The organism is Telluria sp. ZB2R32, assembly GCF_059685715.1.
Genome location: NZ_JCASIG010000004.1, coordinates 451,776 through 477,173, shown reverse-complemented (window position 1 = coordinate 477,173; position 25,398 = coordinate 451,776). Strand labels below are relative to the sequence as shown.

At 63.0% G+C, this 25,398-nt stretch carries 20 protein-coding genes and 1 pseudogene; 14 read left to right on the top strand and 7 right to left on the bottom strand.

What is annotated here, in order from left to right; all coding sequences use genetic code 11:
* The 3 genes from AC56LG_RS14585 to AC56LG_RS14575 are packed head-to-tail and all read left to right on the top strand — an operon-like array spanning position 1 to position 3,746.
* Positions 1 to 978 carry a polysaccharide deacetylase family protein gene (locus AC56LG_RS14585; protein WP_497166790.1) on the top strand — a complete coding sequence of 326 codons (978 nt, stop codon included), beginning with the start codon at positions 1 to 3 and terminating at the stop codon, positions 976 to 978.
* Positions 979 to 1,005: 27 nt separating this feature from the next.
* On the top strand, positions 1,006 to 2,244 hold the full coding sequence (locus AC56LG_RS14580; RefSeq protein WP_497166789.1) for a glycosyltransferase: 1,239 nt from the start codon (positions 1,006 to 1,008) through the stop codon (positions 2,242 to 2,244).
* The gene (locus tag AC56LG_RS14575; RefSeq protein WP_497166788.1) at positions 2,241 to 3,746 is read left to right on the top strand and encodes a lipopolysaccharide biosynthesis protein; all 1,506 of its coding nucleotides are present in this window, start codon (positions 2,241 to 2,243) and stop codon (positions 3,744 to 3,746) included. The genes AC56LG_RS14580 and AC56LG_RS14575 overlap by 4 nt, the downstream gene beginning before the upstream one ends.
* Before the next feature lie 79 nt (positions 3,747 to 3,825).
* Here the strand turns inward: AC56LG_RS14575 and AC56LG_RS14570 are convergent, their stop codons facing one another.
* From AC56LG_RS14570 to AC56LG_RS14555, 4 genes are all read right to left on the bottom strand, one after another.
* Positions 3,826 to 4,854, bottom strand: coding sequence for a polysaccharide deacetylase family protein (locus AC56LG_RS14570; RefSeq protein WP_497166787.1), 1,029 nt, complete (start codon positions 4,852 to 4,854; stop codon positions 3,826 to 3,828).
* Between the two features lie 11 nt (positions 4,855 to 4,865).
* Positions 4,866 to 5,717 carry a hypothetical protein gene (locus AC56LG_RS14565; RefSeq protein WP_497166786.1) on the bottom strand — a complete coding sequence of 284 codons (852 nt, stop codon included), beginning with the start codon at positions 5,715 to 5,717 and terminating at the stop codon, positions 4,866 to 4,868.
* Between the two features lie 200 nt (positions 5,718 to 5,917).
* Positions 5,918 to 7,153, bottom strand: coding sequence for a pyridoxal-dependent decarboxylase, exosortase A system-associated (locus AC56LG_RS14560; RefSeq protein ID WP_497166785.1), 1,236 nt, complete (start codon positions 7,151 to 7,153; stop codon positions 5,918 to 5,920).
* On the bottom strand, positions 7,150 to 8,760 hold the full coding sequence (locus AC56LG_RS14555; RefSeq protein WP_497166784.1) for an acyl-CoA ligase (AMP-forming), exosortase A system-associated: 1,611 nt from the start codon (positions 8,758 to 8,760) through the stop codon (positions 7,150 to 7,152). Before AC56LG_RS14555 ends, AC56LG_RS14560 begins: the two co-directional genes overlap by 4 nt.
* 171 nt (positions 8,761 to 8,931) lie before the next feature.
* Between AC56LG_RS14555 and AC56LG_RS14550 the strand changes: the two genes are divergently transcribed.
* The 11 genes and pseudogenes from AC56LG_RS14550 to AC56LG_RS14500 all read left to right on the top strand — a co-directional run bounded on the left by AC56LG_RS14550 (position 8,932) and on the right by AC56LG_RS14500 (position 20,493).
* A complete protein-coding gene (locus AC56LG_RS14550; RefSeq protein WP_497166783.1) occupies positions 8,932 to 10,119 on the top strand; it encodes a DegT/DnrJ/EryC1/StrS family aminotransferase in 1,188 nt (395 codons plus the stop codon).
* Positions 10,116 to 11,207, top strand: coding sequence for a GNAT family N-acetyltransferase (locus AC56LG_RS14545; protein WP_497166782.1), 1,092 nt, complete (start codon positions 10,116 to 10,118; stop codon positions 11,205 to 11,207). The genes AC56LG_RS14550 and AC56LG_RS14545 overlap by 4 nt, the downstream gene beginning before the upstream one ends.
* A complete protein-coding gene (locus AC56LG_RS14540; RefSeq protein ID WP_497166781.1) occupies positions 11,204 to 11,452 on the top strand; it encodes an acyl carrier protein in 249 nt (82 codons plus the stop codon). Before AC56LG_RS14545 ends, AC56LG_RS14540 begins: the two co-directional genes overlap by 4 nt.
* Complete coding sequence (locus AC56LG_RS14535; RefSeq protein WP_497166780.1) at positions 11,453 to 12,289, top strand: hydrolase 2, exosortase A system-associated; 837 nt, start codon at positions 11,453 to 11,455, stop codon at positions 12,287 to 12,289.
* On the top strand, positions 12,282 to 13,139 hold the full coding sequence (locus AC56LG_RS14530) for a hydrolase 1, exosortase A system-associated (protein WP_497166779.1): 858 nt from the start codon (positions 12,282 to 12,284) through the stop codon (positions 13,137 to 13,139). Before AC56LG_RS14535 ends, AC56LG_RS14530 begins: the two co-directional genes overlap by 8 nt.
* A 351-nt stretch (positions 13,140 to 13,490) precedes the next feature.
* The gene (locus AC56LG_RS14525; RefSeq protein ID WP_497166778.1) at positions 13,491 to 14,543 is read left to right on the top strand and encodes a polysaccharide deacetylase family protein; all 1,053 of its coding nucleotides are present in this window, start codon (positions 13,491 to 13,493) and stop codon (positions 14,541 to 14,543) included.
* A gap of 2 nt (positions 14,544 to 14,545) precedes the next feature.
* Positions 14,546 to 15,784, top strand: a complete 1,239-nt coding sequence (locus AC56LG_RS14520) for a carboxylate--amine ligase (protein WP_497166777.1) — start codon at positions 14,546 to 14,548, stop codon at positions 15,782 to 15,784.
* A 163-nt stretch (positions 15,785 to 15,947) separates the two neighbouring features.
* Positions 15,948 to 16,955 (top strand): glycosyltransferase family 2 protein, encoded by a 1,008-nt coding sequence (locus AC56LG_RS14515; protein ID WP_497166776.1) that lies wholly within the window; start codon positions 15,948 to 15,950, stop codon positions 16,953 to 16,955.
* Positions 16,939 to 17,319, top strand: coding sequence for a GtrA family protein (locus AC56LG_RS14510; protein ID WP_497166775.1), 381 nt, complete (start codon positions 16,939 to 16,941; stop codon positions 17,317 to 17,319). The genes AC56LG_RS14515 and AC56LG_RS14510 overlap by 17 nt, the downstream gene beginning before the upstream one ends.
* Positions 17,298 to 19,028 carry a DUF6798 domain-containing protein gene (locus AC56LG_RS14505; protein WP_497166774.1) on the top strand — a complete coding sequence of 577 codons (1,731 nt, stop codon included), beginning with the start codon at positions 17,298 to 17,300 and terminating at the stop codon, positions 19,026 to 19,028. The genes AC56LG_RS14510 and AC56LG_RS14505 overlap by 22 nt, the downstream gene beginning before the upstream one ends.
* A gap of 96 nt (positions 19,029 to 19,124) precedes the next feature.
* Positions 19,125 to 20,493, top strand: a pseudogene (locus AC56LG_RS14500) (FAD-binding oxidoreductase).
* A gap of 19 nt (positions 20,494 to 20,512) precedes the next feature.
* Here AC56LG_RS14500 and AC56LG_RS14495 read toward each other — a convergent pair.
* From AC56LG_RS14495 to prsK, 3 genes are read right to left on the bottom strand one after another with little or no spacing between them, the layout of a single operon-like run.
* The gene (locus AC56LG_RS14495) at positions 20,513 to 21,931 is read right to left on the bottom strand and encodes a NosD domain-containing protein (protein ID WP_497166773.1); all 1,419 of its coding nucleotides are present in this window, start codon (positions 21,929 to 21,931) and stop codon (positions 20,513 to 20,515) included.
* A complete protein-coding gene (gene prsR / locus AC56LG_RS14490) occupies positions 21,928 to 23,289 on the bottom strand; it encodes a PEP-CTERM-box response regulator transcription factor (protein ID WP_497166772.1) in 1,362 nt (453 codons plus the stop codon). The genes AC56LG_RS14495 and prsR overlap by 4 nt, the downstream gene beginning before the upstream one ends.
* Positions 23,290 to 23,317: 28 nt before the next feature.
* Positions 23,318 to 25,396, bottom strand: a complete 2,079-nt coding sequence (gene prsK / locus AC56LG_RS14485) for an XrtA/PEP-CTERM system histidine kinase PrsK (protein WP_497166771.1) — start codon at positions 25,394 to 25,396, stop codon at positions 23,318 to 23,320.
* Between the last annotated feature and the right edge of the window lie 2 nt (positions 25,397 to 25,398).

Sequence of the window (25,398 nt, the reverse complement as noted above, 5' to 3'; positions counted from 1 at the left end):
ATGACACCAAAGCGACATTCCTACCTGACCGAGCGCCTGCTGCGCGCTGCCGGCAACACCGTGGCGCTGTCCGGGCGCGGCAACCGGCTGTGCGTGGTCAACTATCACCGCATCCTGGCAGGCCCCGACCCGATGCTCGAATCGGAGCCGGACGTCGTGGCCTTCCGCTGGCAAATGGCCCTGCTGGCGCGCTGCTTCAACGTGCTGCCGCTGTCGTCCGCCCTGGCCGCGCTCGACGCCGGCAAGCTGCCGCCGCGCGCCATCTGCATCACCTTCGACGACGGCTACCGCTCGGTGCACGACCTGGCGCTGCCGGTGCTGCGCGAATTCGGCCTGCCGGCCACGGTGTTCGTCACCAGCGGCTTCATCGGCGAAGGCAATATGTGGAACGACCGCATCATCGAAGCGGTGCAAAACCTGAAGAGCCATACGCTCGACCTGTCCGACCACGGCCTCGGCAGCTATGCGCTCGATACCCTGGAAGCACGCAAGCTGACCCTGGGCCACCTCACCGAACGCTCGAAATACCTGCCGCCGCCGGCGCGCCAGGCGCTGGTCGAACGCCTGGAGGCGATGGTCGGCGACGACCTGGCGAGCGGCCTGATGCTCACGCCGGCGATGATCCTCAACCTGCGCCGTAGCGGGATCGACATCGGCGCCCATACGGTGACGCACCCGATCCTCACCAGCCTCGACAATGAGACGGCGCGCCTCGAGATCGTTGCCGGCAAGGCCGACCTCGAAGAAATCATCGGCCAGCCAGTACGTCTGTTCGCCTACCCGAACGGCAAACCCGGCATGGATTTCGATGACCGCCACGCGGCGATGGTGCGCGAGGCGGGGTTCGACGCCGCCTTCACCACCCTGCCCGGCCCGATTACCCGTGGCCATGACCGGTTCCAGCTGGCGCGCAGCCGCCCCTGGGACAAGACACCGCTGATGTTCGGCCTGCGCCTGTTGCGCTGGCTGGCGGCGTGAGTAACACTCAACTTAACTGAAACAAGCATGAAAAATAAACACGCGCTGATGGTGGCTTTCCACTTTCCGCCACAGACAGGCAGCAGTGGCGTCCAGCGCACCCTGAGCTTTTCGAAACGATTGCAAGCGCATGCCTGGCACCCCCTGGTGCTCTCAGCCAATCCACGTGCTTACGCTACGCACAACCCTGCGCAGCTTACCAGCCTGCCGGCCGACCTGATCGTCTGCCGTGCCTTTGCGCTCGACACCAAGCGCCACCTGGGCCTGGGCGGGCGCTATAGCGAACTGATGGCCTTGCCGGATCGCTGGATCAGCTGGTGGGCCCACGGCGTTGTTGCGGGTCTGCGCCTGATACGGCGTCACAAGCCGACCGTGCTGTGGTCGACGTTTCCGATCGCGACGGCGCATTTGATCGCCCTGACCTTGCACCGGCTCACCAAACTGCCCTGGATCGCCGACTTTCGCGACCCGATGCTGCAGCCCGCGCACCCGGCCTCGGACCGCCAGCGCCGGATTTATGGTTGGCTGGAACAGCAAACCCTGCAGCGCTGCCGCTTCGCCGTCTTTACCACGGAAAAGGCGATGAACGCCTACCGCGCCCGTTTTCCGCACGTCGACGCGAACAAGTTCCGTGTCATCGAAAACGGTTACGACGAGGACGACTTCGCAGCGTCGAGCAAGGACGCCAAAGCGGTCGTCAATACCCGCACAACCTTGCTCCACAGCGGCATCCTGTACGATGCCGGCCGCAATCCGGAGCAGTTCCTGGCGGCGCTGGCGCAACTGAAAGCCGCAGGCAGTATCGACACCAGTCTGCGTGTCGTGCTGCGTGCGCCCGGCGACGTTCCCGCCACGATCGACAAGGTTCGCCGGCATGGCGTCGAAGACATCGTCGACGTCCTGCCGCCAGTGCCATACCGCGATGCCCTGCACGAAATGCTGGCCGCCGACGGTCTGCTGATCTTCCAGGGCAGCCCCTACAATAACCAGATCCCGGCCAAGATTTACGAATACTTCCGCGCGCGCAAACCGATCCTCGGACTGGTCGACGACGCTGGCGAAACGGCCGGCGTGCTGCGCGGCGCCGGTTTTAACGACATTGCTCCGATCGACGACATTGCCAGGCTGGCCTCGGCTGTCACCGACTTCGTTGCGAATGTCCGTGCCGGCAGCGCACACCGCGCCAGCGAAGAGCTGGTGGCGAAATCATCACGCGCGCACAAAGCCGTTCAATTGGCACAACTGTTTGATGAGGCGAGCAAATGAGTAAGAACAGCGTCAACAAACAGATCGCCAAGGGCGCGGTCTGGATGGTTGCATTCAAGATGGTGGACAACGTTCTTGGCTTGATCAGCACGCTGGTGCTGGCGCGCATGCTGGCGCCGGAAGACTTTGGACTGGTGACGATGTGCATGGTGCTGTTATCGGCCATGACGCTGTTGATGTCGTTCGGTTTCGATGTTCAGCTGATTCAGAATCCCGACGCGACCCGCGAACATTTCGATACAGCCTGGACCTTCAACGTCATGTTCGCGACCGGTTGCGGCCTGGTATTGGCGTTGCTTGCCGTGCCGGCGGCGAATTTCTACCGCGAGCCCCGGCTCGAGACCATTATCTACGTGCTCGCATTCGGTTTCGTCTTGCAGGGCCTGTCAAATATCGGCACCGTCAAGTTCCGCCGTGAAATGCGCTTTGACCGTGAGTTCAAGTTCCTGCTCAGTAAACGCATGGCCACCCTGCTGGTGACCATTCCGCTGGCACTGTATTTGCGCAATTACTGGGCGCTGGTGATGGGCCAGGTGACCGGTACGATCTTGTCGCTCGTGATGTCGTATGTCGTCAGCAGCTACCGCCCGCGCTTTTCGATTGCGGCCAGGGGCGACATGTTCAACACGTCAAAATGGCTACTGGTAAACAACTTCATCATGTTTATCCACAACCGCGCACCTTCCTTTGTCATCGCGCGTCTGGCCGGTGCCCAATGGGTCGGCGTGTATTCGCTCTCGGCCGAGATTTCGCTGCTTCCGTCGAACGAGCTGGTGTCACCCATTAACCGCGCCGCCTTTCCCGGCTATGCCAAGGCTGCGCAAAACATGGATGCGCTGCGCGACAGTTTCCTGAAGGTGATCGCCTCTATCGCGCTGATTGCCATTCCAGCCAGTATCGGCATTGTGTCAGTAGCCGAGCTCCTGGTTCCGGCGGTGCTTGGCTGGAAATGGCTTGCGGCGGTCCCGATTATCCAGATCCTGGCGTTCTACGGCATCATCAAGGCGCTGCAAACCAATATTTCGTACATCTACCTGGTGCTAGGCATGACCCGGCGGATCACGATGATCCTGACGGCCCAGGTCATCATGCAGACCACCGCGTTGATTCCGGCAGTTTATTTGTATGGCATCAAGGGGGCCGCCTGGTCCTACCTGGGAACCTCGATCATCCTGATCCCGGTTAACCAGTATCTGGTGGCGCAATGCCTGAACCTGTCGGCTACGCGCTTCTGCCGCCAGCTGATACGGCCATTACTTGCGTCCTTGTTGATGATGGCCGTTGTGGTAGCGATCAAGAGCCAGCTGGTGCTGCGCCAGGTGACACTCGACTATGTGCTGGGTTTGCTGTTATGTGTGGTCAGCGGTGCACTCGTGTATGTGCTGGCGATGTACGTTCTGTGGTCTGTTGCCGGAAGGCCCGAGGGGCCCGAGGAATTCGTGTTCCGTCGTATCCAGGGGGTATTGGGCAAAGCCGGTATCCGGCTCCGGCTGGTGGCCTGAACCATCCCGGCGGGCTCGGAGTAAAGCTGCGGCGGCGGCAGACATGCCGCCGCCGCGATCAAAGTGCAGGCGCTGCTAATTACAGGCGCAACATACGGGCCAATGCGCGCCCCAATGCCAGTACGCCGCTCATCTCTGCCTCGAACTCGATCATCGCCACATCGCCGCCATCGAGGAAGCGCGGCAGGAAAAAGACGTCGTCGGGCCGGGTGAGCTTGACGAGGCCCGCTTTGCAGGTCGTGGCTGTACGGACGCCGGCTGCGCGCATTACGGCGGGCGCGCCGGGATCGAAGCGCCCGCTGGGATAGCAGTAATGCACCGGCGCCGGCAGGCCGGCTGCCACGATCGACTCGCGGCAGCGTGCGATGTTGGCGCGGTTGACCTCGACTTCGCCGCGTACGTAACGATGTACGTGCCCATGCAGCTCGATCGCACAGCCATTTGCCGACGCTTGCAGGAGTTCGGCGCGCGTCATGTAGTGGAACCGGCGCGACGCCATGTCGAGCGTCGCGGCCGGTACGCCAATCGCCTCGCTCAAGCGTTCCAATGCCACGGTCAGCGTGTCCGGCGCCATCGCGCCCAGCCACTGCTCGGCGCGTTTGGTCAGCGTGCGGCGGTCGTCTTCCTGCCCCAAATCGTAGTTACCATCGAGCTCGGCCGCCAGTCCGCCGATGCACGCGGCGCGGCGCGGCGCTTTCCAGATCAGGTAACGCAGCGCCACGCCGGTCACCGGCACGCCCAATTCATAAGTCTCGCTGTGCAGATAGAGCACTGGACGATAGCCGTACTCGGCAAGCACCGGCAGCAGGTCGTGGTATGAAGAATACCAGCCATCATCGAGGGTTACCGCGACCGGGATACCGTTCTTTACGGCAGGTTGCAACAGTTCGTCGAGCGTCGCCGGCACGAAACCATGGCGGCGCAACCAGTCAAGGCGCTGGCGCAGTTGCTGCGCGCTGCAGAACAGCTTTGGATTGTATTCGCATTCATCACCCAGGTTGCCACCGTGGTAACAGAGAATACGCGCGCGGTTGCGCGTCAGCGTACGCATCAATGCGAACAGTCCGGCAGATCTGGCCGCCACGAGGAGAGCTTTCTTGAGCGACATCGATAAATCGTCTATGAAGAACGTTGAGATTGACGCAGCGACCAGGCAATCTGGGCGCGGCGTGGCCAGACCAGCGCATAGGTCGCAGGCCGATAAGTGCCCGCCGCATGCGCCGCCCGGCGCGTGGCCGATCTGGAAGTGGAATAGCCGACCGCTTGCTGGTTGTGAGAAACGAAGAGGCATGCCGCGCCCCCTGCGACTGCATCCTCGCGCAAATGCGCCAGATGCGGGCTCAGGCGCGCGATGGCGGGGTCGTAAAACCAGCTGCCGGCATACATTCCCAGCAGCTCAGGATGCAACGCATACAGGTCGGCACAGCAGCGGTAGCACTCACGCCGGCCTGCAGCGTTGAACTCTTCCATATACAGCTTGTGCGCGTGAATTTCAAAGAAGGGCTTGAATCCGCCAATACGCGCAAATAACAGCGCGCGTGGTACCGCTTGCAGCAGGCCCCCCTTCCACAGCAGCGAGCGGGCCACGCCCGCCTGCGGATCGATGAGATTCGAGGCGCCGGCATACAAGCGCAGCCTGGCCAGACCCAATTCCTTCATGTAAACGTCGCTGGCCAGTTCGCATTCGGCGGCAAACGCATCGTCGTGCGCGATAATGCGGGCAAATTGGCGCAATTGATGTGCAAGCACGCGCGGCGGCAACAGCACCAGGCGCGTACCCGCGAGGCTGGCGCAGACGCCATGGAACAGCGCTGCCAGCAGGAGTGCCTGCGCCCCCGGCTGCCCAGCCTGCGCTTGTGTCTCATTGACCAGCGCGCGCGCATCCGCCGGCACGTCCTTGTAACGGGAAGTCGCCGGCAACGCAGCAAACGCATCGACGAAACGTTTTACGCGGGAGTCGGCCTCGGGCACGCCGAGTCCGTGCAGAAGAACGAGTGCCGCAGCGAGGCGGGCGCGGGCCTGGTCAGCCAGCGCCGCTGGTATGGATGGGTTTGAAGTCATGCCTGATAAAGAAGACAGTGATGCCGGCTGTAATTAGTTGATAAGTTCGCAACTTTCAAGATACCGTAGTTGTGCTTTCCTGTCCACACCACAGGCAGCATCGCATGCCGTCATACCAGCACTTCAGGCACTTCCGGATGGCTGAGAAACCCTTGCGGACTGGCCGATCGCCCATACGCGCCCGACTGGAACACGACCACCAGGTCGCCGACCTCGGCTTGCGGCAGTTCCATGCGCTCGGCCAGCAGGTCGAGCGGCGTGCACAAGGGGCCGACGACCGACGCTGTTTCGCGCGTACTCGCGGCGCTCATGCGGTTGCCGATCGCGACCGGATAGTTTTTACGGATCACCTGGCCGAAATTGCCGGAGGCGGCCAGGTGGTGGTGCAGGCCGCCGTCGGTAACGAGAAACACCTGGCCGCGCGAGATTTTACGATCGACCACGCGCGCCACGTAGACGCCGGCCTCGCCGACCAGGTAGCGCCCGAGTTCGATCGAGACTTGCGCCTCGGGCAGCGCCGCCGCTACCTGCGGCAAGGCAGCCGCCAGCGCGTCCCCAATCGGCGCCAGGTCGAGCGCCGCTTCGCCCGGAAAATAGGGAATGCCGAAGCCGCCGCCGATGTTCAGGATCCGTAGCGGGTCGCGCATGTGCGCGGCCAGCTGCTGCGCCAGCGCGAAGGTCTGCGCTTGTGCCTCGATGATCGCCTCGGCTTTTAAACTTTGCGAGCCGCTGAAAATATGAAAACCGAGGATCGTCAGGCCGAGCTCGGCGCACAAGCCGATCACGCGCGGCGCGTCTTCGGCGTCGATGCCGAACTGCTTGGCGCCGCCACCCATGCGCATGCCCGAGCCTTTCAGCTCGTAGTCGGGATTGATGCGCAAGACCAGCAACGGCGCGATGCCGAGTTCGTCCCCGATGCGCGCCAGCGCGCGCAGTTCGCGTTCCGATTCGGCGTGCACCACGGCGCCCGCGGCGACCGCGCGCGCCAGCTCGGCGTCCGATTTACCGGGGCCGGCAAAGCTGATGCGGCCCGGGTCGATGCCGGTGTCGAGTGCGACCTTCAGTTCGCCGGCGGAAGCGACGTCGATGCCGTCGACCAGCGCCGCCATGTGCTGCACCAGCGCCGGCATCGGATTGGCCTTCATCGAAAAATGCAGTTCGACCGTTGGCGGCAGGTGCGCGCGCACCTGCGCCACGCGTTCCGACAACAGGCGGCGGTCATAGGCATAGAAGGGCGTACTGCCGACGCGCTGCGCCAGGCGCGTGAGCGGCACGCCGCCCACTTGCAGGCAGTCGTCTGCGACCGGGAACCCGGTCTGGGCAGCGTGGACGGGTTTCGCGTTCATTCGGTACTTTCAAACATCGTCATGAAGGATTGCTGCAGCAGCTTGCGGTCGATCTTGCCGTTCGGGTTGCGCGGAAACGGTTCATGGCGCAGCCCGACGTGGGCCGGCACCATCCAGGCCGGCAAGCGGCGCTGGCATTCTTTCAGCAAGGCTGCGCCGGCCAGGTTGGCGTCCTGCGGCAGCGCCAGCAGCACGATGGCCTGGCCCAGCTGCGGGTGCGGCACGCCAAAGGCGACCGTTTCGATCACGTGACCGGTCGCATACACGACTTCCTCGACTTCGAGCGGGCTGACGCGGTAGCCGGAGACCTTGATCATATCGTCGCTGCGGCCAATAAAATACAGATACCCTTCGGCGTCCATGCGCACCGTATCGCCTGACCAGACGGCCATCTCGACCAGCGGCAGGGCCGGATCCTGGCCCGGGGCGGGTTTGAAACGCTCGGCGGTTTTGGCGGGATCGTTCCAGTAGCCGAGCGACACCAGCGCGCCGCGGTGCACCAGCTCTCCCGGTTCGTTCGGCGCGCAGGGCGTACCGTCGGGACGCACCACCAGCACCTGGGCATTCGGAATCGCGCGGCCCATCGAATCGGGGCGGCGCTCGAGTTCGGCCGGCGGCAGATAGGTCGAGCGGAACGCTTCGGTCAAGCCATACATCAAAAACAGCGCGGCGTTCGGCAAGGCCGCGCGCAAGGCGGCGACGGTGGCCGTCGGCAGCGCACCGCCGGAATTGGTCAGATAGCGCAGCGAACAATCGGCTGGCCACGTCAGCGGCGCCAGCTGCAGCCACAGCAGCGGCACCGCGGCCAGGCCGGTGATCCGCTCCGCGGCCACGGCTTTTACAATATCCTTGGCGAACAGGTGGTTGATCAGCACGGCGGTGGCGCCAGTTAAAAAGGCGCAGGTCAGCTGGCTCAAGCCGTAATCGAAGCTGAGCGGCAGCACGGCGAGCAGGCGGTCTTGCGGCGTCAGCGCCAGGTAACTCGCCACGCTGCGCGCGCCGGCCACCATGTTTCGGTGCGACAGCACCACGCCCTTCGGCTTGCCGGTACTACCCGAGGTGTACAGGATCGCCGCCATGTCGGCGTCGATTGCGCGGCGCGCCGCCAGCACGGCCGCTGGTGCTTGCATCTGCGCCGCCTCCCAGCCTTGCACCTGGAATGCAGCCGCATTCTGCTGGGGCGTACCGGTGACGAACACCGTGCGCAGGTCCGGGCAGCCGGCCAATACGCCCTGCAATTGCGCCAGCCGTTCATTCGAGGTGACCAGTACACGCACGTTACAGTCGGCCAGGATGTGGGCCACCTGCTCCGGTTTGAGTTGCGGGTTGACCGGCACGAACACGGCGCCGGCCAGCGCGGCGCCGAACATCGCCGCCACGTTCTCGATGCGCTTTTCCAGGAACACGGCGACGCGCTCGCGCGGCTGCACGCCGGCGCCGATCAGGGCCCCGGCCGCTCCCGCGACGGCCGCGGCCAGCGCGGCGTAGTCGAGGCGGCTCGCGCCGTACACGAGCGCTTCGGCCTGCGGCGTGCGGCGCGCGGAATCGAACAGGAAATCATGAATTAAGTCAGCGTGAATCAAGTCAGCGTGAATCAGGTCAGCCATGGTCGGATCGGTGCGGGAATGAATGAGGTCAGTGGTAGACGGGCGCGACGCCACCTGCGCAGCCCGCAATCTTAACAGCTTGCAGCTTCCTGGCCGCGCCGATCGCGCTGTTGCGTGGCAATCGGGCATGTCCTATGGTAAATTTTTCAACACCCGGTTTATACTGGATGGATGCTCGCGAACCCGCTCCCTGGCCGGCCCCTGATTCCGCTGGCGCCGATCCTGTCGGCGTCGTCGTTCCGGCGTGCTTCCGGCGCCCGTGTCCACACCGTGCTCGATGCCGGCAACTACCGCCTGGTCACCAGCGGGCGCGTCGCCATCGCGCTGGCGCTGCGCGAGATCGGCGTGGGGCCAGGCGATGAAGTGCTGGTACCCGCCTACCACAGTGCCTCGATGGTGCCGCCGGTACTGTGGCGCGGCGCCGCATCCGCGTTCTACCGGGTGCGCGCCGACGCCTCGGTCGATCTTGCCGACCTGGCGGCGCAGATCGGCTCAACGACGCGCGCCGTCATGGTCACCCATTATTTCGGCTTCCCGCAAGACATGGCGCCGATCCGCGCCCTGTGCGACGCGCGCGGCATTGCCCTGATCGAGGATTGCGCCCACTGTTTTATTGGCGAGCAGGGCGGACGCCCGGTCGGCGCCTGGGGAGATTACGCCATCGCCAGCAGCATGAAATTCCTGCCGATCTACGAAGGCGGCGCGCTGGTATCGGCGCGCCACAATTTAAACAATGTCGCCTTGCGCTCGGCCGGCGCCGGCTTCGAAGCCAAGGTGGCATTGAATTCGCTGGAACGGGGTTTTGCCTACGGCCGCCTGCCGGCCGTGCGCGCCGCCTTGTTGCTGCCGCTGCGCGCCAAAGAGGCCTTGTGGGGACTGCTCAAGAAAAAGAGAAGCGGCCCGGCCGCGGCGCTGGCCCCCGACTCTTCCGATAGCAGTTTCAATTTCGATCCCGCCTGGGTGAATAAACGTTCGTCGCTGTTCGCGCGCGCCATGCTGAAACTGGCGGCGCCCGGGCGCATCCAGCAACTGCGCCGCAGCCACTACGCGCGCCTGGCGGCGGCGGTGCAGGGTTTGCCGGGCGTGCGCCCGCTGCACCCGCGCCTGCCGGAAGGCGCCTGCCCCTGGGTATTCCCGCTGCTGGTCGACGACCCCGAGTCCTTGTTTGCGCGCCTACAAGCGCTGGGTGTGCCGCTGACGCGCTTCGGCACGCCGCAATGGCAAGGCGTCGACGCTGCCACCTGCGCCAACAGCGCAATGCTGGCACGCCACGTACTGGCCCTGCCCTGCCATCAGGAGTTGCGCGAAGATGAAATCGCCTGGCTGGCGCAAACCTTGCGCGCGGCGGTGACGGCGTGAGCGCGCAGATGCGCTGGCAACTGAGTCCGGCAAGTGCGCTTGCGGACGATCCTGCGCGCCATGGCGGCGACTGGGCGCAACTGCATGCGTCGCTTCCCCCTATTCAGGCATCGAGCCTGCTGGCGCTGGAATTCGTCGCGCCGCTGGTGAAACAGTTTGGCCGCGGCGACGAGCTGCTCGCCTGCCTGCGCCAGGGAGATAGCGTGCGGGCGATGGCGATCGTGCGCCCCAGCCGGCGCGGCGCCTGGAGCACCTTCCAGCCGGCGCAGGCGCCACTCGGACTCTGGCTGCAGGCGCCGGAGCTCGACACCGGGGAGTTGGCGCGCAGCCTGCTGCGCGCCCTGCCCCGCTTCCCGCTGATGCTGGCGCTGACGCAGATGGACCCGCTGCTGCACCCGCGCCCGGCCACGGGCGCCTGCACCCGCAGCCTCGACTACATCGACACGGCGCGCGTGACCCTGGCCGGCGGTTTCGAAGCTTACTGGAATGCGCGCGGCAAGAACCTGCGCGGCAACCTGAAAAAGCAGCGCGCGCGCCTGGAACGCGAGGGCATCGCGACGCGCATGGCCGTCGAGCGCCTGCCGGCGCAGATGGCGCAGGCGGTGGCCGACTACGGCCGCCTGGAGACGACCGGCTGGAAGGGCAGCGAGGGGACGGCCGTGAGCGTTGATAGTGCCCAGGGCCGCTACTACCGCGCCATGCTGGAAGGAATGGCCGCGCGCGGCGCCGCCAGCGTGTACCGCTATTATTTCGGCGAACAGCTGGTGGCCATGGACCTGTGCGTGGAAGATGGCGAGAGTATCGTGGTGCTGAAAACGGCCTACGACGAAAGCGTGCCGTCGAACCTGTCGCCGACGCTGCTGATGCGCGAGGAAGCCTGCCGCAGCCTGTTCGATGCGGGACGTTTCGAACGGCTCGAATTCTACGGCCGCGTGATGGAGTGGCATACGCGCTGGACGGAAGAGGTACGCACTATGTACCATGTTAACTATTATCGCTGGCCGGGCATCGGCCGCCTGCACACCTTGCTGGAAGCACGCGCCACGCTGCGCGCCCAGCCTGCTCACACTACGACGACAAGCCTATGAAGTACCTTCAAGAAGTCAAGACCCTCCTGATCGACGTGCTCAATCTCGGCCCCGCCGGCGAACACCTCACGGCCGATTCGCCGCTGCTGGGCAGCCTGCCCGAACTCGACTCGATGGCCGTGGTCACCCTGATCGGCGCACTGGAAGAGCATTTCGGCATCATGGTCGACGACGACGACATCAGCGCCAGCACTTTCGCCACCCTGGGCAGCCTGGCCGGATTCGTGGCCGCGCGCGCCGACTAAATGACGCCGCCCGCCCACCCGAGCGCGGACGCGTTCTTTCTCGACACCCCGGACGGACCGCGCTTTTGCCTGTACCACGCGCCGCGCGGCGCCTGCCGCGGCGCGCTGGTGTACGTGCACCCGTTTGCCGAAGAGATGAACCGCTCGCGGCGCATGGCCGCGCTGGGCGCACGCGTGCTGGCCACGCAAGGGTATGGCGTACTGCTGCTCGACCTGCACGGCTGCGGCGACAGCGGCGGCGATTTCGGTGACGCCACCTGGGATGGCTGGCTGCGCGACATCGCCTGCGCGCGCGCCTGGATCGAGGAGCGCCTCGGCCGCACCGCCGGCCTGTGGGGCGTGCGCGTAGGCGCCCTGCTGGCAGTCGCCCATGCGCAAACGGCGCCCGTCGCACCCGAGCGCCTGCTGCTGTGGCAGCCGGTCACCAACGGTTCCGGCTACCTAAACGGCTTCCTGCGCCTGCGCCTGGCCGGAGAATTGCTCGCCGGCGGCAGCGACAGCGGCGGTACCGACGCCCTGCGCGAGGCGCTACTCGCCGGCGAATCGCTCGAGATCGCCGGCTATGCGCTCAATCCGCAACTCGCCGCCGGGCTGGACGCGGCCGATGCGCGCGCGCTCGGGCCGCGCTGTCCGATCCACTGGTTCGAAGTGATGGCGGCCGACGGGCGAGCGCTGCCGCCGGCCGCGGTGCGCGTGGCCGATACCTGGCGCCTGCAGGGCAGCCGGGTCGACGTGCACCAGGTCGCAGGGCCGCAATTCTGGAGCGCCCCCGAAACCGTCGATTGCCCGGCGCTGCTGGGCGCTACCCTGGCCTGCCTGGAGAACCTCGATGCCTGAAGAACGCGCTATCTCCTTCGCCTGTCGCGGCGCCTGGCTGTACGGCATCCTGAGCCTGCCGGCAGCCGGCGCCACGCCCCGGCGCGGCGTGGTGATCGTCGTCGGCGGCCCGCAATACCGCGCCGGCAGCCACCGCCAGTTCACCCTGCTCGCGCGCGACCTGGCTGCCGCCGGCATTCCGGCGCTGCGGTTCGATTACCGCGGCATGGGCGACAGCGAGGGAGATATACAGGACTTCGAAAACGTCGAGGACGACCTGCGCGCGGCGATCGACCGTTTTACGATAGAGGTGCCTGGCCTGAGCGAAGTCGTACTGTGGGGCCTGTGCGACGGCGCCTCGGCCGCAGCCATGTACGCGGCGCAGGATGCGCGCGTGGCCGGCCTGGTGCTGTTGAATCCGTGGGTGCGCACCGAGGAAGGTGCCGCGCGCGCCACCATCAAGCACTACTATAAAGATCGCCTGTTCGACGCCGCCCTCTGGAAAAAGATCGGCAGCGGCCAGTTCGACGTAAAAGATTCGGTGCGTTCGCTGTGGGGCAATGTCGGCAAGGCCTTTGGTTCCAGACCAGGCGCCGCGAGTGCAGCTTCGGACAGTCTGGCGCCGCTGCCGCAGCGCATGCAGGGCGCACTGGCCTCGTTCGGCGGACGCGTCCTCGTCGTGCTGAGCGGCGCCGACCTCACCGCCCAGGAATTCGCCGACCTCTCCGGCAGCAACCCCACCTGGCAGCGCCTGCTGGGCTCCACGCGGTTTACGCGCCGCCAGATCGACAAGGCCGACCACACCTTTTCGCGCCGACCCTGGCAGGATCAAGTGTCGGACTGGACGTGCGACTGGCTGCGCGGTTGGTAAGTCAGGCATGTTGACGCGCTTCTTGTCCCGTTGACGTTCTAGCTACTAAGGCAACTATATATATGATGAAGCGTATGTTTACAACAACAAGGAGCGCAAATTCTGTAGCTGCGATGAATTACAATGAACAAATAAGAAATATTTCAGATTAGGCCCGATCGCTCCATGGTTCCGATACCTCGGCTGATCATCGCGATCCCGGGTGTCGGCACTGCCTGCCACATCACCGCACGCTTCCCTACCACGTATCGTCGCGTTATTGCTGGGAAAACATTGGTCGGCACTAGACCGCGGCAGCTTGATATCCACTCACATTTGTTGCCGGTCAGGTAGCATGGTTATGACGACAATATGAAAAAAACAGAAGTACGTACTCGTATCTGTATCACGGTCGATACGGAATTCAGCATTGGCGGTGCTTTCTCGGATACAACAAAACAACCCGTTGCCGAGCCAAACGTCTGGTGCAATGTTGACGACCGTTCGGAAGGACTTGGGTTCATGCTGGACACCTTCCGCCGCTACGATACGCAGGCCACGTTTTTTGTGGAAACACAGCAGCGCCACTATTTCAAGCATGACCCGATGCGCGCCATCGCGCAAAAAATACACGCCGACGGCCATGAGGTGCAGCTCCATACCCATCCTTGTTGGGCGCTGTTTCAGGATCCTGACTGGCGTAATACGGTCCAGGCCCGAAAAAGCCGCGACGACATCAGCAAACGCACTGTCGACGAAGCTGTTGAACTGATCAATCAGGGCATCGACACATTCCAGGAATGGGGGCTTCCCCGTCCATTGGCTTTCCGAAGCGGCAATCTTCATCACGGCGACAACTTGTACCTAGCACTGTCGAAAGCCGGCATTCCCTACAGTTCGAACATCGGCATCGCCATTTACGATAGCGGCGACCCGAATTACAGGCTGTATAGCGGCCAGCATGAGCGCCATGGCGTGCGCGAGTTTCCAGTATTGTCATTTTCGGATTGGAAAGTCGGAGCGAAACAGAATATCAAATCCTTGACCATCGCCGGATCGAGCTTTGCCGAAACAAAGCATCTAATTGAAAAGGCGCGCAACGAGGGCATCCCGCTCGTGGTCGTGCTGACCCATCCGTTCGAATTTGTGCAGAGTCATGACCTGGCCTTCCGGCAGACCCGGCGCAATGCATTGACACAGGGGCGGTTGGCCAGGTTATGCCAATTCCTGCAGCAAAACAGCGACCGCTTCGAAGCCTGCGGCCTGGTGGCCGCTGCCCAGGCAGTCGCACCGACACCTGCGCCTGCAAATGTTTTGCTGAAAGGCGCATTGCACCATACGCTGCCCCGTATGGCAACGCAGGTGACATATGATCGTTTCGGTCACTGGATGCTGGCCCGCCGCTATGGCGCAGACAAGAAATAAAAATGCAATACACGAAAAAAAACAAACTACCTGCCGTCGTATTCGGCATCGATACGCCAATCGGCTTGACCATCATACGCGATCTCGGTCGCCACGGTATCGAAGTCCATGGAATAGCGCACTCGACGCAGGCGGTGGGCCTGGCTTCGCGTTATCTGACGACCAGCCTGATACGCGCGAAGGACGAAGAGGGCGTGATTGCCCAACTCCTCGCGTTAGGGAAACGGCTTGGCAATGCCTGCCTGTTCGCCATTTCCGAAGGGGATATCAATCTGTTGAACCGCCACCGCGCGCGGCTCGGCTGTTACAAGATTATGTTTGCGGATAAAGAGCGCATGGACAGCGTTCTGAATAAGGACCGCACCTATGAGGCAGCAGCGCGCGTCGGGATTCGCACACCACGCACCGAGCAGGTCAGCAGCATCGCGGAAGTACAGGCATTGAGTGGCTCATTGCGCTTTCCAGTGGTGCTGAAATGGGCCAATCCAGTACTGGTCGGGCGCGAATTGCGCGCCGCCGGCCTGGTACTCGAAAAAACCGTTTATTGCGATACACCGGCGCAGCTGCTCGCCTCGATGCAGCGTTTCGAGACACTTGGTCTGTATCCCCTGATCCAGGAATACTGTGCCGGTTACGGGCTCGGGCAATTCATCCTGATGAAAGATGGCGAAGTCTACTATACCTTCCAGCACAAACGCCTGCACGAGTGGCCGCCGGAAGGGGGATTTTCCAGCATGTGCGAATCGGTATCGAAGGCTGAGCATACCGGCTTGATGGAGAAGTCGATCGCCCTGTTGCGCGAGTTGGCATGGGAAGGAGTGGCGATGGTCGAATACCGCCACGACCCTGCCAGCGGTGAATCTGCCCTGATGGAAGTGAATGGCCGCTTCTGGGGCAGTCTTCCCCTCGCTTACCATGCCGGCGCGCACTTCCCGACCCTGTCCTATCAATTGCTAGGCCTCGGCGAACCGCTGACTGTCACGCCTTATCGTAGTGGCATGCGCTGCCGTTTCATGGTGCCGGAAATAAAACGTCTGTTACGCGTCCTGTTTGGCCAACGGCACATTGCGGACAAAACACTCGTTTTCCGGCGCTTGCCGACGCTGGCAGGGTTCTGCATCGATTTCCTGCGCCCGAGCAGCCGTTACTATGTGTTCGATATGCGCGACCCAAAGCCCTTCTTCACCGACATCGGCCATATGCTGAAAAAAGGATTGGGCGCCGTGTTGCGTCGCGTTTAGACCAGGTTTCGCATATTGCTGCCGATGTCGGCGCGATGCCAGCGCAACGCCAGTGCAAGTTCGGGTAAATAAATCCATGAATTTAATCGGTCGCTTGATTACCCGAATGATTATTGTTCCGTTGCCCCCGTTGTTCCACACAATATTATATAAGTAGATGGATATGCCGACCGAACGCCAAAAATCCAAGCCCTTAATGCTCAGCATCGTCGTGCCGATGTATAACGAGGAAGAGAACGTCAAGCATTTTGTAAAGCGCGTGATGAAAGTCGTCGATGCGCTTGCACTCGAGTACGAAATTTTGCTGGTTGACGATGGCAGTAAGGATGCGACTTGGCGGGAAATCCAGATTGCCGAACAGTTGTTTGACACCGTTCGTGGCGTTCGATTGGCGCGTAATTTCGGTCATCAAGCCGCCTTGCTGGCAGGCTTGCACCAGGCAAAGGGCCTGGCGATCGTCAGCATGGATGGCGACATGCAGCACCCGCCCGAACTGATTCCCGAGATGCTGAAGGCCTGGCAGCAGGGTGCCGCCGTCGTATCGACTGTCCGCACCTATAATGAACGCACTAGCTTTTTCAAGAAAGCCAGTTCTTCTTTATATTATCGCGTTTTTTCCTTCCTGTCCGAAGTCCCCATGAAGTCAGGCCATTCCGATTTCAGACTACTTGATCGGAGTGCCTTGGATCAGTTGCTGTCCATTCGCCAGAGCGATATTTTCCTGCGCGGTGCGGTGAGTTGGCTGAATTATCCTGAGGTAACTATTCCATTCGTGGCAGAAGATCGACTGCACGGTCAAAGCAAGTATTCACTCAGCAAGATGCTGCGCTTTGCGCGTGGCGGTATTCTGGCTTTTTCTACAAAACCATTACAAGTCGGGATCATGATCGGGCTAATGACCAGCGCACTGTCATTTTCTTATCTCATTTACATCATCATACAATACTTCAGCGGCAACACAGTACAAGGCTGGGCATCTACCCTCGGTCTCCTCTCTTTATTGTTTGGGATCCTGTTTATCATGCTCGGCATTGTCGGCACGTATCTTGGCCGGATTTATATTATGTTGCAACAACGTCCGCAATACGTACTCGGTACAGACAAAGAACCCGAAATGCAGGATCGTACGACAGCCTTACACCGCGACAAAGCCAATGTTGCAACTTTTTAAGTTTCTTTTGGTGGGTGTAAGCAATACTTGCGTATCGTTGGCTGTTTTCAGCGCAATGACACACGTGTTGCCGTCCGTTCCGGTGATGGTAGCCCTTAGTCAAATCGTATCGTATGCCAGTGGCATGGTCTTCAGTTACTTACTGAATAATTTCTGGGTTTTCCGTGGCAAGCGCCAGCCCACCGGCGCCGTCCCCGGTTTCATCGTGTCACAGTTGGGATTGATGATGGTCAGTGCCGCATCCATCGCAACCGCCTCGCATTTTGTAAAAGCGCGGCCTGAATTCATCTGGGTAGCGGTCATGGCAGTCATTACAGTGGCCAATTTCATCATACTTCGGAAATGGGTATTCAAATCATCATGACGAACGGCCGACTGGTTCAAAGTCTCGTATTATCGATTGCTGTCCTGATCGCGTTATCGTTTGGGTTTTCCTTCGGAAACGTGGGAAATCAAGCAACGTATTTCCCGCATGCGCTTAACCATATCTATCCGGAATTCCTTGGCAATGATTGGCTGGTGCAGGAAACGACCGTCTACCATGCAAGTTTTCGCTGGGTGATCGTCGGATTGGCCGGGCTGGGATCGGTAGCCTGGGGCGCCGCCATATTGAACGTCGTTCTGCTCGCTGCCAGTATATTTACCATTTATCAGATCGTTGTCACGCTCGCCCGCGAAGATGCGCTGTGGGCCATGGCGCTGGTCGCTGTGTGCATTGTTCTCGATCGCACCGGTTCGGTTGGCGCATCCTTCCTGTTTTCGGACGGTCTGCAACCGTCGACGTTGGCGACGACGGCCTGGCTCATCGCGATCTGGGCATTTTTACGCCAACAATATGTGGCTTCGGGATTACTGCTCGCACTGGGCGGCCTTTTCCATACCAATTTCCTGGTGCTGGGTATCGGGCTATTTGCGCTTGCCCATCTTTTTTTGAAAGAGAAGCACCTGGCGAAACGCATGCTCGTCCAGCTGGTGCCCAGCCTGCTGATGCTGGGATTTTCTTTGCCGCTCATCCTGGCTGCGGCCAGCGGTGAGGGCGCCAGCCAGGCCCGCGATATCTTTTTGCTGATCCGCTCTCCCCATCATTATGTTCCTTTGAGCTACCGCACCGAGTTCTTTTATTTGGGCGGCTGGTTCCTGTGTGCCCTGAGCGCATTGTTCGCCCTGCCCGGTTTCCCCCTGCAGCGCGCCTTGCTGGCATTATTCCTGGCCTTCGGTATTTCCCTGGCCGGCGCAACCTTATTGACCACCGTGGTATTCGTACCGCAGATATCGCAACTCTACGTGTGGCGTCTTGCCCCCTTTCTGCTCATCCTTTCTCAGATAACGGTGGCAATTTTCTTGATACGCCAGCTATCGGCGGATGCATTCGAATACCGGCATCGCCGCCTGCTTGCCATTGGGGCACTGATTGGCGTACTCATGATCTTGCGCTGGGTCGTGTACGTCAACAGCTTCTCTATCCAGGTTGCTATCACCGCGGTGTTGATTGGAATTTATCTTGTTGCCTGGTTCATGCGCCGGAAATCGCGCGGGACCTCAGGACAGCGCGCTGCAGCTATCGCTGGATGTGCGGCAATCACGGTTGCGCTGGTACTCACTGCGTTCAACATACCGGGCGTGTTCGCAAATTCAACATTGCTGCACGATCATTCGGACGGCCTGAATGCATGGGTCGATCGGACCGACAAAACATCCGTATTTCTGGTGCCGGTCGAATTCGGCGATTTTCGGCTGCTGGCTGGACGGCCTGTCGTGGTCGATTGGAAGTCGACGCCAGTCAAGCCCGACGAGCTGATTGAATGGTACAGCCGCATTAACGCAATCGCAGGCAAGCCGGTACGTTCGCTCGACCAGGCAGTATCAGGCTTCCGCTCGCATGATTTGCCTGGCCTGCGAAAAATCGCAGGTGATTTTGGCGCCGACTATATTGTGGTTAATACCGCCAAACAGCGCCTGACGAATACGGCCGAACTACCGCTGTTCCGCAATAAAAAATACAGTGTATATCCTGCGCACCCGGAAGCGGTCGGCACCGCTTCCGCGGCGCTTGCGCATTCACCGGCGCAATAGCAGGCAAAGCAAGTCCCCGGGAAGCCGACCCCGCTTGTATATCGCTGCCGTCTTCCTATCCTGAAGGTTGACAACGAACCAATGCGGAAGTGTGCGATGGACACCGTCGGTGTCAACGAGATCGACCAGTTGCAAGGCAGTCTCAGGGGCAGCCTGCTCCTGCCGGGCAAACCGCACAACGATGAAGCCCGCACCATCAGGAACGCGACGATCGACAAGAAGCCGGCCATGATCGTGCGTTGCGCCGGCGCCGCCGAGGTGCGCGTTGCCGTGAACTTCGCGCGCAACCAGGGTTTATCATTGGCGGTGCGCGGCGGCGGCCACAACATCGACGGCAGCGCCCTCGTCGACGACGGGCTGGTGATCGACCTGTCCATGATGCGCTCGGTGCAGGTGGCGCCGCATACGAGGCGCGCCTGGGTCGACGGCGGCGCGTTGCTGCGCGACGTCGACCACGAAACGCAGGCCTACGGGCTGGCGACGCCGCTCGGCATCAATTCCACCACCGGCGTCGGCGGCCTGACGCTGGGCGGCGGCTTCGACTGGCTCACGCGCAGGCACGGCCTTGCGGTGGACAGCCTGGTCGCGGCTGACGTCGTCACGGCGAACGGCGAGCGCCTGCACGTCGACGCCGGCCATGATCCCGACCTGTTCTGGGCACTGCGTGGCGGCGGCGGCAATTTCGGCGTCGTCACCACCTTCGAATTCGCCTTGCACCCGGTCGGGCCGATGGTCACGGCCGGCCTGATCGTGTTTCCGTTCGCGCAGGCGCCCTCGGTGCTGAGGAATTACCGCGACTATGTCGATGTCGGTCTGGGCGGTCCTGCGCGGTGCGCCGCCGCTGCCCTTCCTGCCCGCCTCGGTGCACGGCACCGGCATCGTCGCGCTCGCCTTCTTTTCACCCCTGCCCGTCACCGAAGTGGACGCGGCGCTTGCCGCTGTGCGCGGGTTCCGCCAGCCCATTGGCGAACACGCCGGCGCGGTGCCGTACACGGCATGGCAGCAAGCCTTCGATCCGCTGCTGGTACCGCCGGCGCGCAATTACTGGAAGTCGCACAATTTCAATAGACTCAGCGACGCTGCCATCGACGTGGTGATCGACTACGCCGGCCGGTTGCCGTCGGCGCAGAGCGAGATTTTTCTTGGCCTGCTCGGCGGCGCGGCGAATGCCCGTGCGCCAGGCGAGATGGCTTATCCGCACCGCGCCGCGCTGTATGCGATGAACGTGCACACACGCTGGGAAAACGCGGCCGAGGATGCCGCCTGCCTGGCCTGGGCGCGCGAATTTTTCAAGGCGGCGGCGCCGCATGCGGCCGGCGGCGTGTACATCAATTTCCTTAACGAGGACGAAGTCGACCGCATCGCCGACGCCTACGGCCCCAACCACCGCCGCCTCAGGGAAATCAAGACCAGGTACGATCCGGACAATCTGCTGCGCAGCAACCAGAACATCCTGCCCCCCTGAGGCACAGCGTGCGCCGGCGTCAGCGTGCGGCGCTGCGCAGGCAAGCCGCAAAATCGCCGAAGGCGCCATACGCCGCTTGCAGGGCGCGCTGGGCGCCGCACAAGCCGGCGCCGGCCGTGCCCGCGTCGCGCTGCACCGGACCGTCGCGCCAGCGCAGGTCGAGCCGGGCCGGATCGGCGAACAGGGCGCGTTGCGGATGACGCCCCAGGTACAGCTGCCAGACCGGCGTATGCAGGTTGTCGCCGGCGCGCAGCACGCCGCCTTCGTCGGCGCGCAGTGGGCCATCGACCAGGTTGCCCTCGAGCGTGGCGCCGCTGGTCGGGAAACGCACCTGCACGCCGGCCGTGTCGAGCACCGTGTTGTCGAGGATCTGCGTATTCGCCGCGCTGTTGAGATATACGCCGGCGTCCGAGCAGCCGGAAACCAGGTTATTACGCATGATGCCGCGGTCGTGTTCGGTGATGCAGCGGCCGTCGCGGCAATAGCGCGTGCCGGTACCGCCACCGCCGAAGGACAGGCCGACGCGCTGCCCCGGTTGCCCGGTCAGCGCCGCTTCGCACAGCACCACGTTGCGTTCGAATACGGTGCCCTCGGCGGCGCCCTTGGCAAAAGCGCCGTAGCTGATGCGGTCGCCCTCGGCCTTGATGAAGTCGTGAATCAGGTTGCCGCGAATGGTCCAGCCGTTGGCGGCGACCAGGTCGATCGGCGTGACCGGGAAGCGGGTGCGGCGCGGCGCGCTGTTGCCGAGGGTGTTCGCTTCGATCAGGCCATGGTCGGGGAAGGTGCCGCGCGCGCCGTTGATTTTAAAGTGGGCATTGAAATCGTGCAGGGTGTTGTTGCGGGCGACGAAATGGCGGGCGTCGCCGCTGACGTGGAAGGCGTGTTCGCAGCTGCTGTGGCTGGTGCAGGCGCCGCGCATCGTCAAATTTTCGAAGCGCCAGTACGGCGCCATCACCGCGAAAGCTTCCCGCGCCGTGACGGCGATGCGCACCGTGCCCGGCCGCGCGGCGCGCACCACGATCGGGGCGCGCGCGCTGGCGGGGCCGCGTGCGTACACCGTGCGGCGCAGTTGATAATCGCCCGGCAGCAGGGTAATGACGTCGCCCGCGGCGGCATTCCCGATCGCGCGCCAGGCTTCTTCGCTGGTGGCGACCAGGCGCTCGTTGCCCTGGGGAGCGGGCACGCCCTCGGGCTGGGCGCCAAGGCGCAGCGCCGGCGGCACGTACGGCGCCAATTCTCCCCGGTCCAGGCGCAGCAAGGTGGCGGCGACGGCACGGCCGGTACCTTCGATCAGGCTGTTGTGGCCGCTCGTGCGTTTCAGGACGTATGGCGCCAGCGCGCGCGGCGTGACGCCTTCGGACTGCAGGTAATGCAGGCTTGCCGCCGCGCCGGCCGCCGCCAGCACCAGCGGCACGGCCAGCAGCGCAAGCAGCCTCACGCCGCGGTCTTGATGTTGTGACGGCTCATCAGGTCGTACATGGTCGGGCGGCTGATGCCGAGGATTTCGGATGCCTTGACGATGTTGCCGTCCACGCGCGCCAGCGCCTTGATGATGGCTTTGTATTCGGCCTCGTCGCGTACCTGGCGCAGGTTGATCGGTTCTTCCTCGGCGCCCTCACCCGGCAGCCCGAGGTCGTCGGCAACAATCGTGTTCCCGTCGGCCATGATGACGGCGCGCTTGATGTAATTTTCCATCTCGCGTACGTTGCCCGGCCATGGATAGGCTTCGATGGCGGCGATCGCGTCCGGCGCGAAGTGCAGCGCCGCGCGCCCTTCGGCGGCGCAGAATTTATTTTTGAAATGGTGCGCCAGCAGCGCGGCGTCGCCTTCGCGTTCGCGCAGCGGCGGAATCGTCACCACGATTTCCGACAGGCGGTAATACAAGTCTTCGCGGAAGCGGCCCTGGGCGCACAGTTCCTTCAGTTTCTGGTGCGTGGCGCAGACGATGCGCACGTCGACCGCGATCTCTTCATGGCCACCGATGCGCTCGATCACGCGCTCCTGCAGGAAGCGCAGCAGTTTCGCTTGCAGCGGCATCGGCAGATCGCCGACTTCGTCGAGGAAGAAGGTGCCGCCGTGGGCCAGCTCGACTTTGCCCTTGGTCTGCTTGGCCGCGCCGGTAAATGCGCCCTTTTCGTAGCCGAACAGCTCACTTTCCAGCAGGTTTTCCGGAATCGCCGCGCAGTTGATCGCCATGAAGCGCTCTTTCGCGCGCGGGCTCAATGCGTGCACGGCGCGCGCCAGCACTTCCTTACCGGTGCCCGATTCGCCCAGCAGCATCACCGAGGCCGAGGTCGGGGCGACTTTTTCGACGTTGCGGCAGATTTTCAGCATCGACGGCGCGCGCGAAATCACGCCGGCCATCGGCGAATCGGCTTGCTGCTGCTGCATGCGGCGGTTTTCCTGCTGCAGCTGGTGCAGGAAAAAGGCGCGCTGGATCACCAGGTTCAAGACCTCGGGATCGCACGGCTTTTGATGAAAATCGTAGGCGCCCAGGCCGATCGCTTTGACGGCGTTCGCATGGTCCTGGTTACCGGTGAGGACGATCACGCGCGTGTCCGGCGCCAGCGCCAGGATCTGCTGCAGGGTGGCGAGACCCTCGGTCGAGCCGTCCGGGTCCGGCGGCAAGCCGAGGTCCATGGTCACCACCGCCGGCTCGTGGCGGCGGATCTGCGCGAGGGCCGCTTCGCGGTCGCCGGCGACGGCGACGTCGTAGGCATCGAGGCTCCATTTGAGCTGCTTTTGCAGGCCGGGATCGTCTTCGATGATCAGGAGTTTCTGTTTATTCTGGGTCACGATAATCCTTGTGTATCTAATTCCAATATCAGGCTGCCCGTTCGAGCAGCGCATCGCGCCTGTACAGCGGCAGGATGACTTTAAAGGTGGTGCCGAACGCCGGCCTGCTGGCTACTTCCAGGCGGCCGCCCAGCTCGTTGATGTATTCGCGGCTTTCGAACACGCCGATGCCCATGCCGGCCGACTTGGTCGACTCGAAGGGTTTGAACAGGCGCTCGCGAATGAACTCTTCGCTCATCCCTTCGCCGGTATCGGTGATTTCGATGCGCACCGCATCGTCTTCCCGCTCCAGGGCGATGGTGACGCTGCCCTCCTTCGGCGTCGCTTCGATCGCGTTCTGGATCAGGTGGCCGACGACGCGCTCGAGGCGTTCGCGGTCGGCCAGCACGCGCAGTCCGGTGTCGCGCACCTCGAAGCGCGGGCGTGGTTCGAAAGCTGCCTTGTTCGCCACTGCCTGGCGCACGACCTGGTCGACCGCGAGCGGCATCGGCTTTTCCTCGACATCGATGCGCGACAGCTTTTGCAGCATCAGCCGCATCTTTTGCACCGACAGCGAGACCGTTTCCAGCATGTCGGCCTGGAATTCGGGATTGTCCTTGTGCTTGGCGGCGTTCGCATTCATCAGCGACAGCTGCGAGACCAGATTTTTGAGGTCGTGCACGACAAAGGTCGACATGCGGTTGAACGATTCGAACTGGCGCGCCACCATCAACTCATTGGCCGCATCCTGCTGCGCCAGGTAGCTGGCGGCCTGGCTGCCGGCAATTTCCAGCAGGTCCAGCACTTCCCAGTTCAGTTTGACGCGGCTGCGCGCCGTTTGCAGCACCACGAAGCCCGACAGTTTACTGCCCATCATCAGCGGCACCACCAGCCAGCCGCGCGGCCAGGCCAGCAGCCATGCGGGCATGCTCAGGCCCTCGTATTTCTCCGGTTCGTCGGCGTATTCGCCGAGGTCGATCACCCACTGGGTCGATTCGAGGAAGCGGCACAGGGCCGAGTCGGCCGGCTCGATCACGTCCGGCAGCGCGACGTCCCAGCCGGCCACCGGCTCGAAATTACCACTCTCGCGGCGTTGCCAGAGCGCCCCGCCCGGGCTTTCGACCAGCGCCGCCACCGCCTGCACGGTGCGCTCGCCAAGGTGCGGCCCCGCTTCCGACAGGGTGCGCGTAAAGCGCATCCACTCTTCGCGGTAGTCGTAGCCGTAGCTGTAGAAATGCTTGCTGATGAATACTTTAAGCCAGGCGCGGAAGGTGCCCGAGAACAGGATCCCGGCCAGCAGCAGTAGCGCCCCGAACAGGAACGTGACCTGCATCACGGTGCCCCAGCTGCCGCCGAAATAGCGCAGGTAGTAGCCGGCCGAGCCCATTGCCAGCAGGTAGATGGCCGAGCCGAACAGGGCCGCCGAATGGAACATCGCGCGGCGCGACACCGCCAGCGGCGAGCGCCAGGATTTGGCGCGCCGCATCGACAGCGCCAGCAAGGGCACCGTCAGCGCATTGATGATGCCGCGCGCGGCCCAGATGTCGGGATCGACTTCGCGGAACAGCATCGCGTGGCTGTACAAATAAAAATCGTAGGCGAACATGGCGCCGATGCCGAGGCAGGCGAATTTGACTGCCCAGCGTTCCTGCGTGGTCTTGTTGCGGTAGGCCTGCTCCACCAGCAGCATGCCGCCCACGGCCTGCATCACGCGCGCCATCACCGGCAGCACGCTCTCCAGCAGGGCCAGGTCCCAGTAGCCGAAGCTGGCCGCGGCCAGCGCCAGTACGTAACAGACGGCCGCCGCGAACAGCACCGGACGCAGCCCGAGCGGCAGTTTGCTGTCGGGATCGCGCCAGTCGCCCAGCAGCACGACCAGGAACAGCGACCAGACGGCATTCCTCGCCACCTCGAAGCCGTTGGAGAGGCTGGTCCACATCATGAGGTCGGTGGCGGCCCAGGCCAGCGAACCGGCCCAGAAGGCGGAGATCAGGCAGGCCGCCACCAGCAGCGGGCCATGCGCGCGCCCGCGCCAGCCGGTCAGCAGCGGCACGCCCAGCAACAGGAAGCCGATGGCCGCGAGGCCATAGCTGTAGGTGGCGATACTGGTCAGGGAAACACTATCCATGT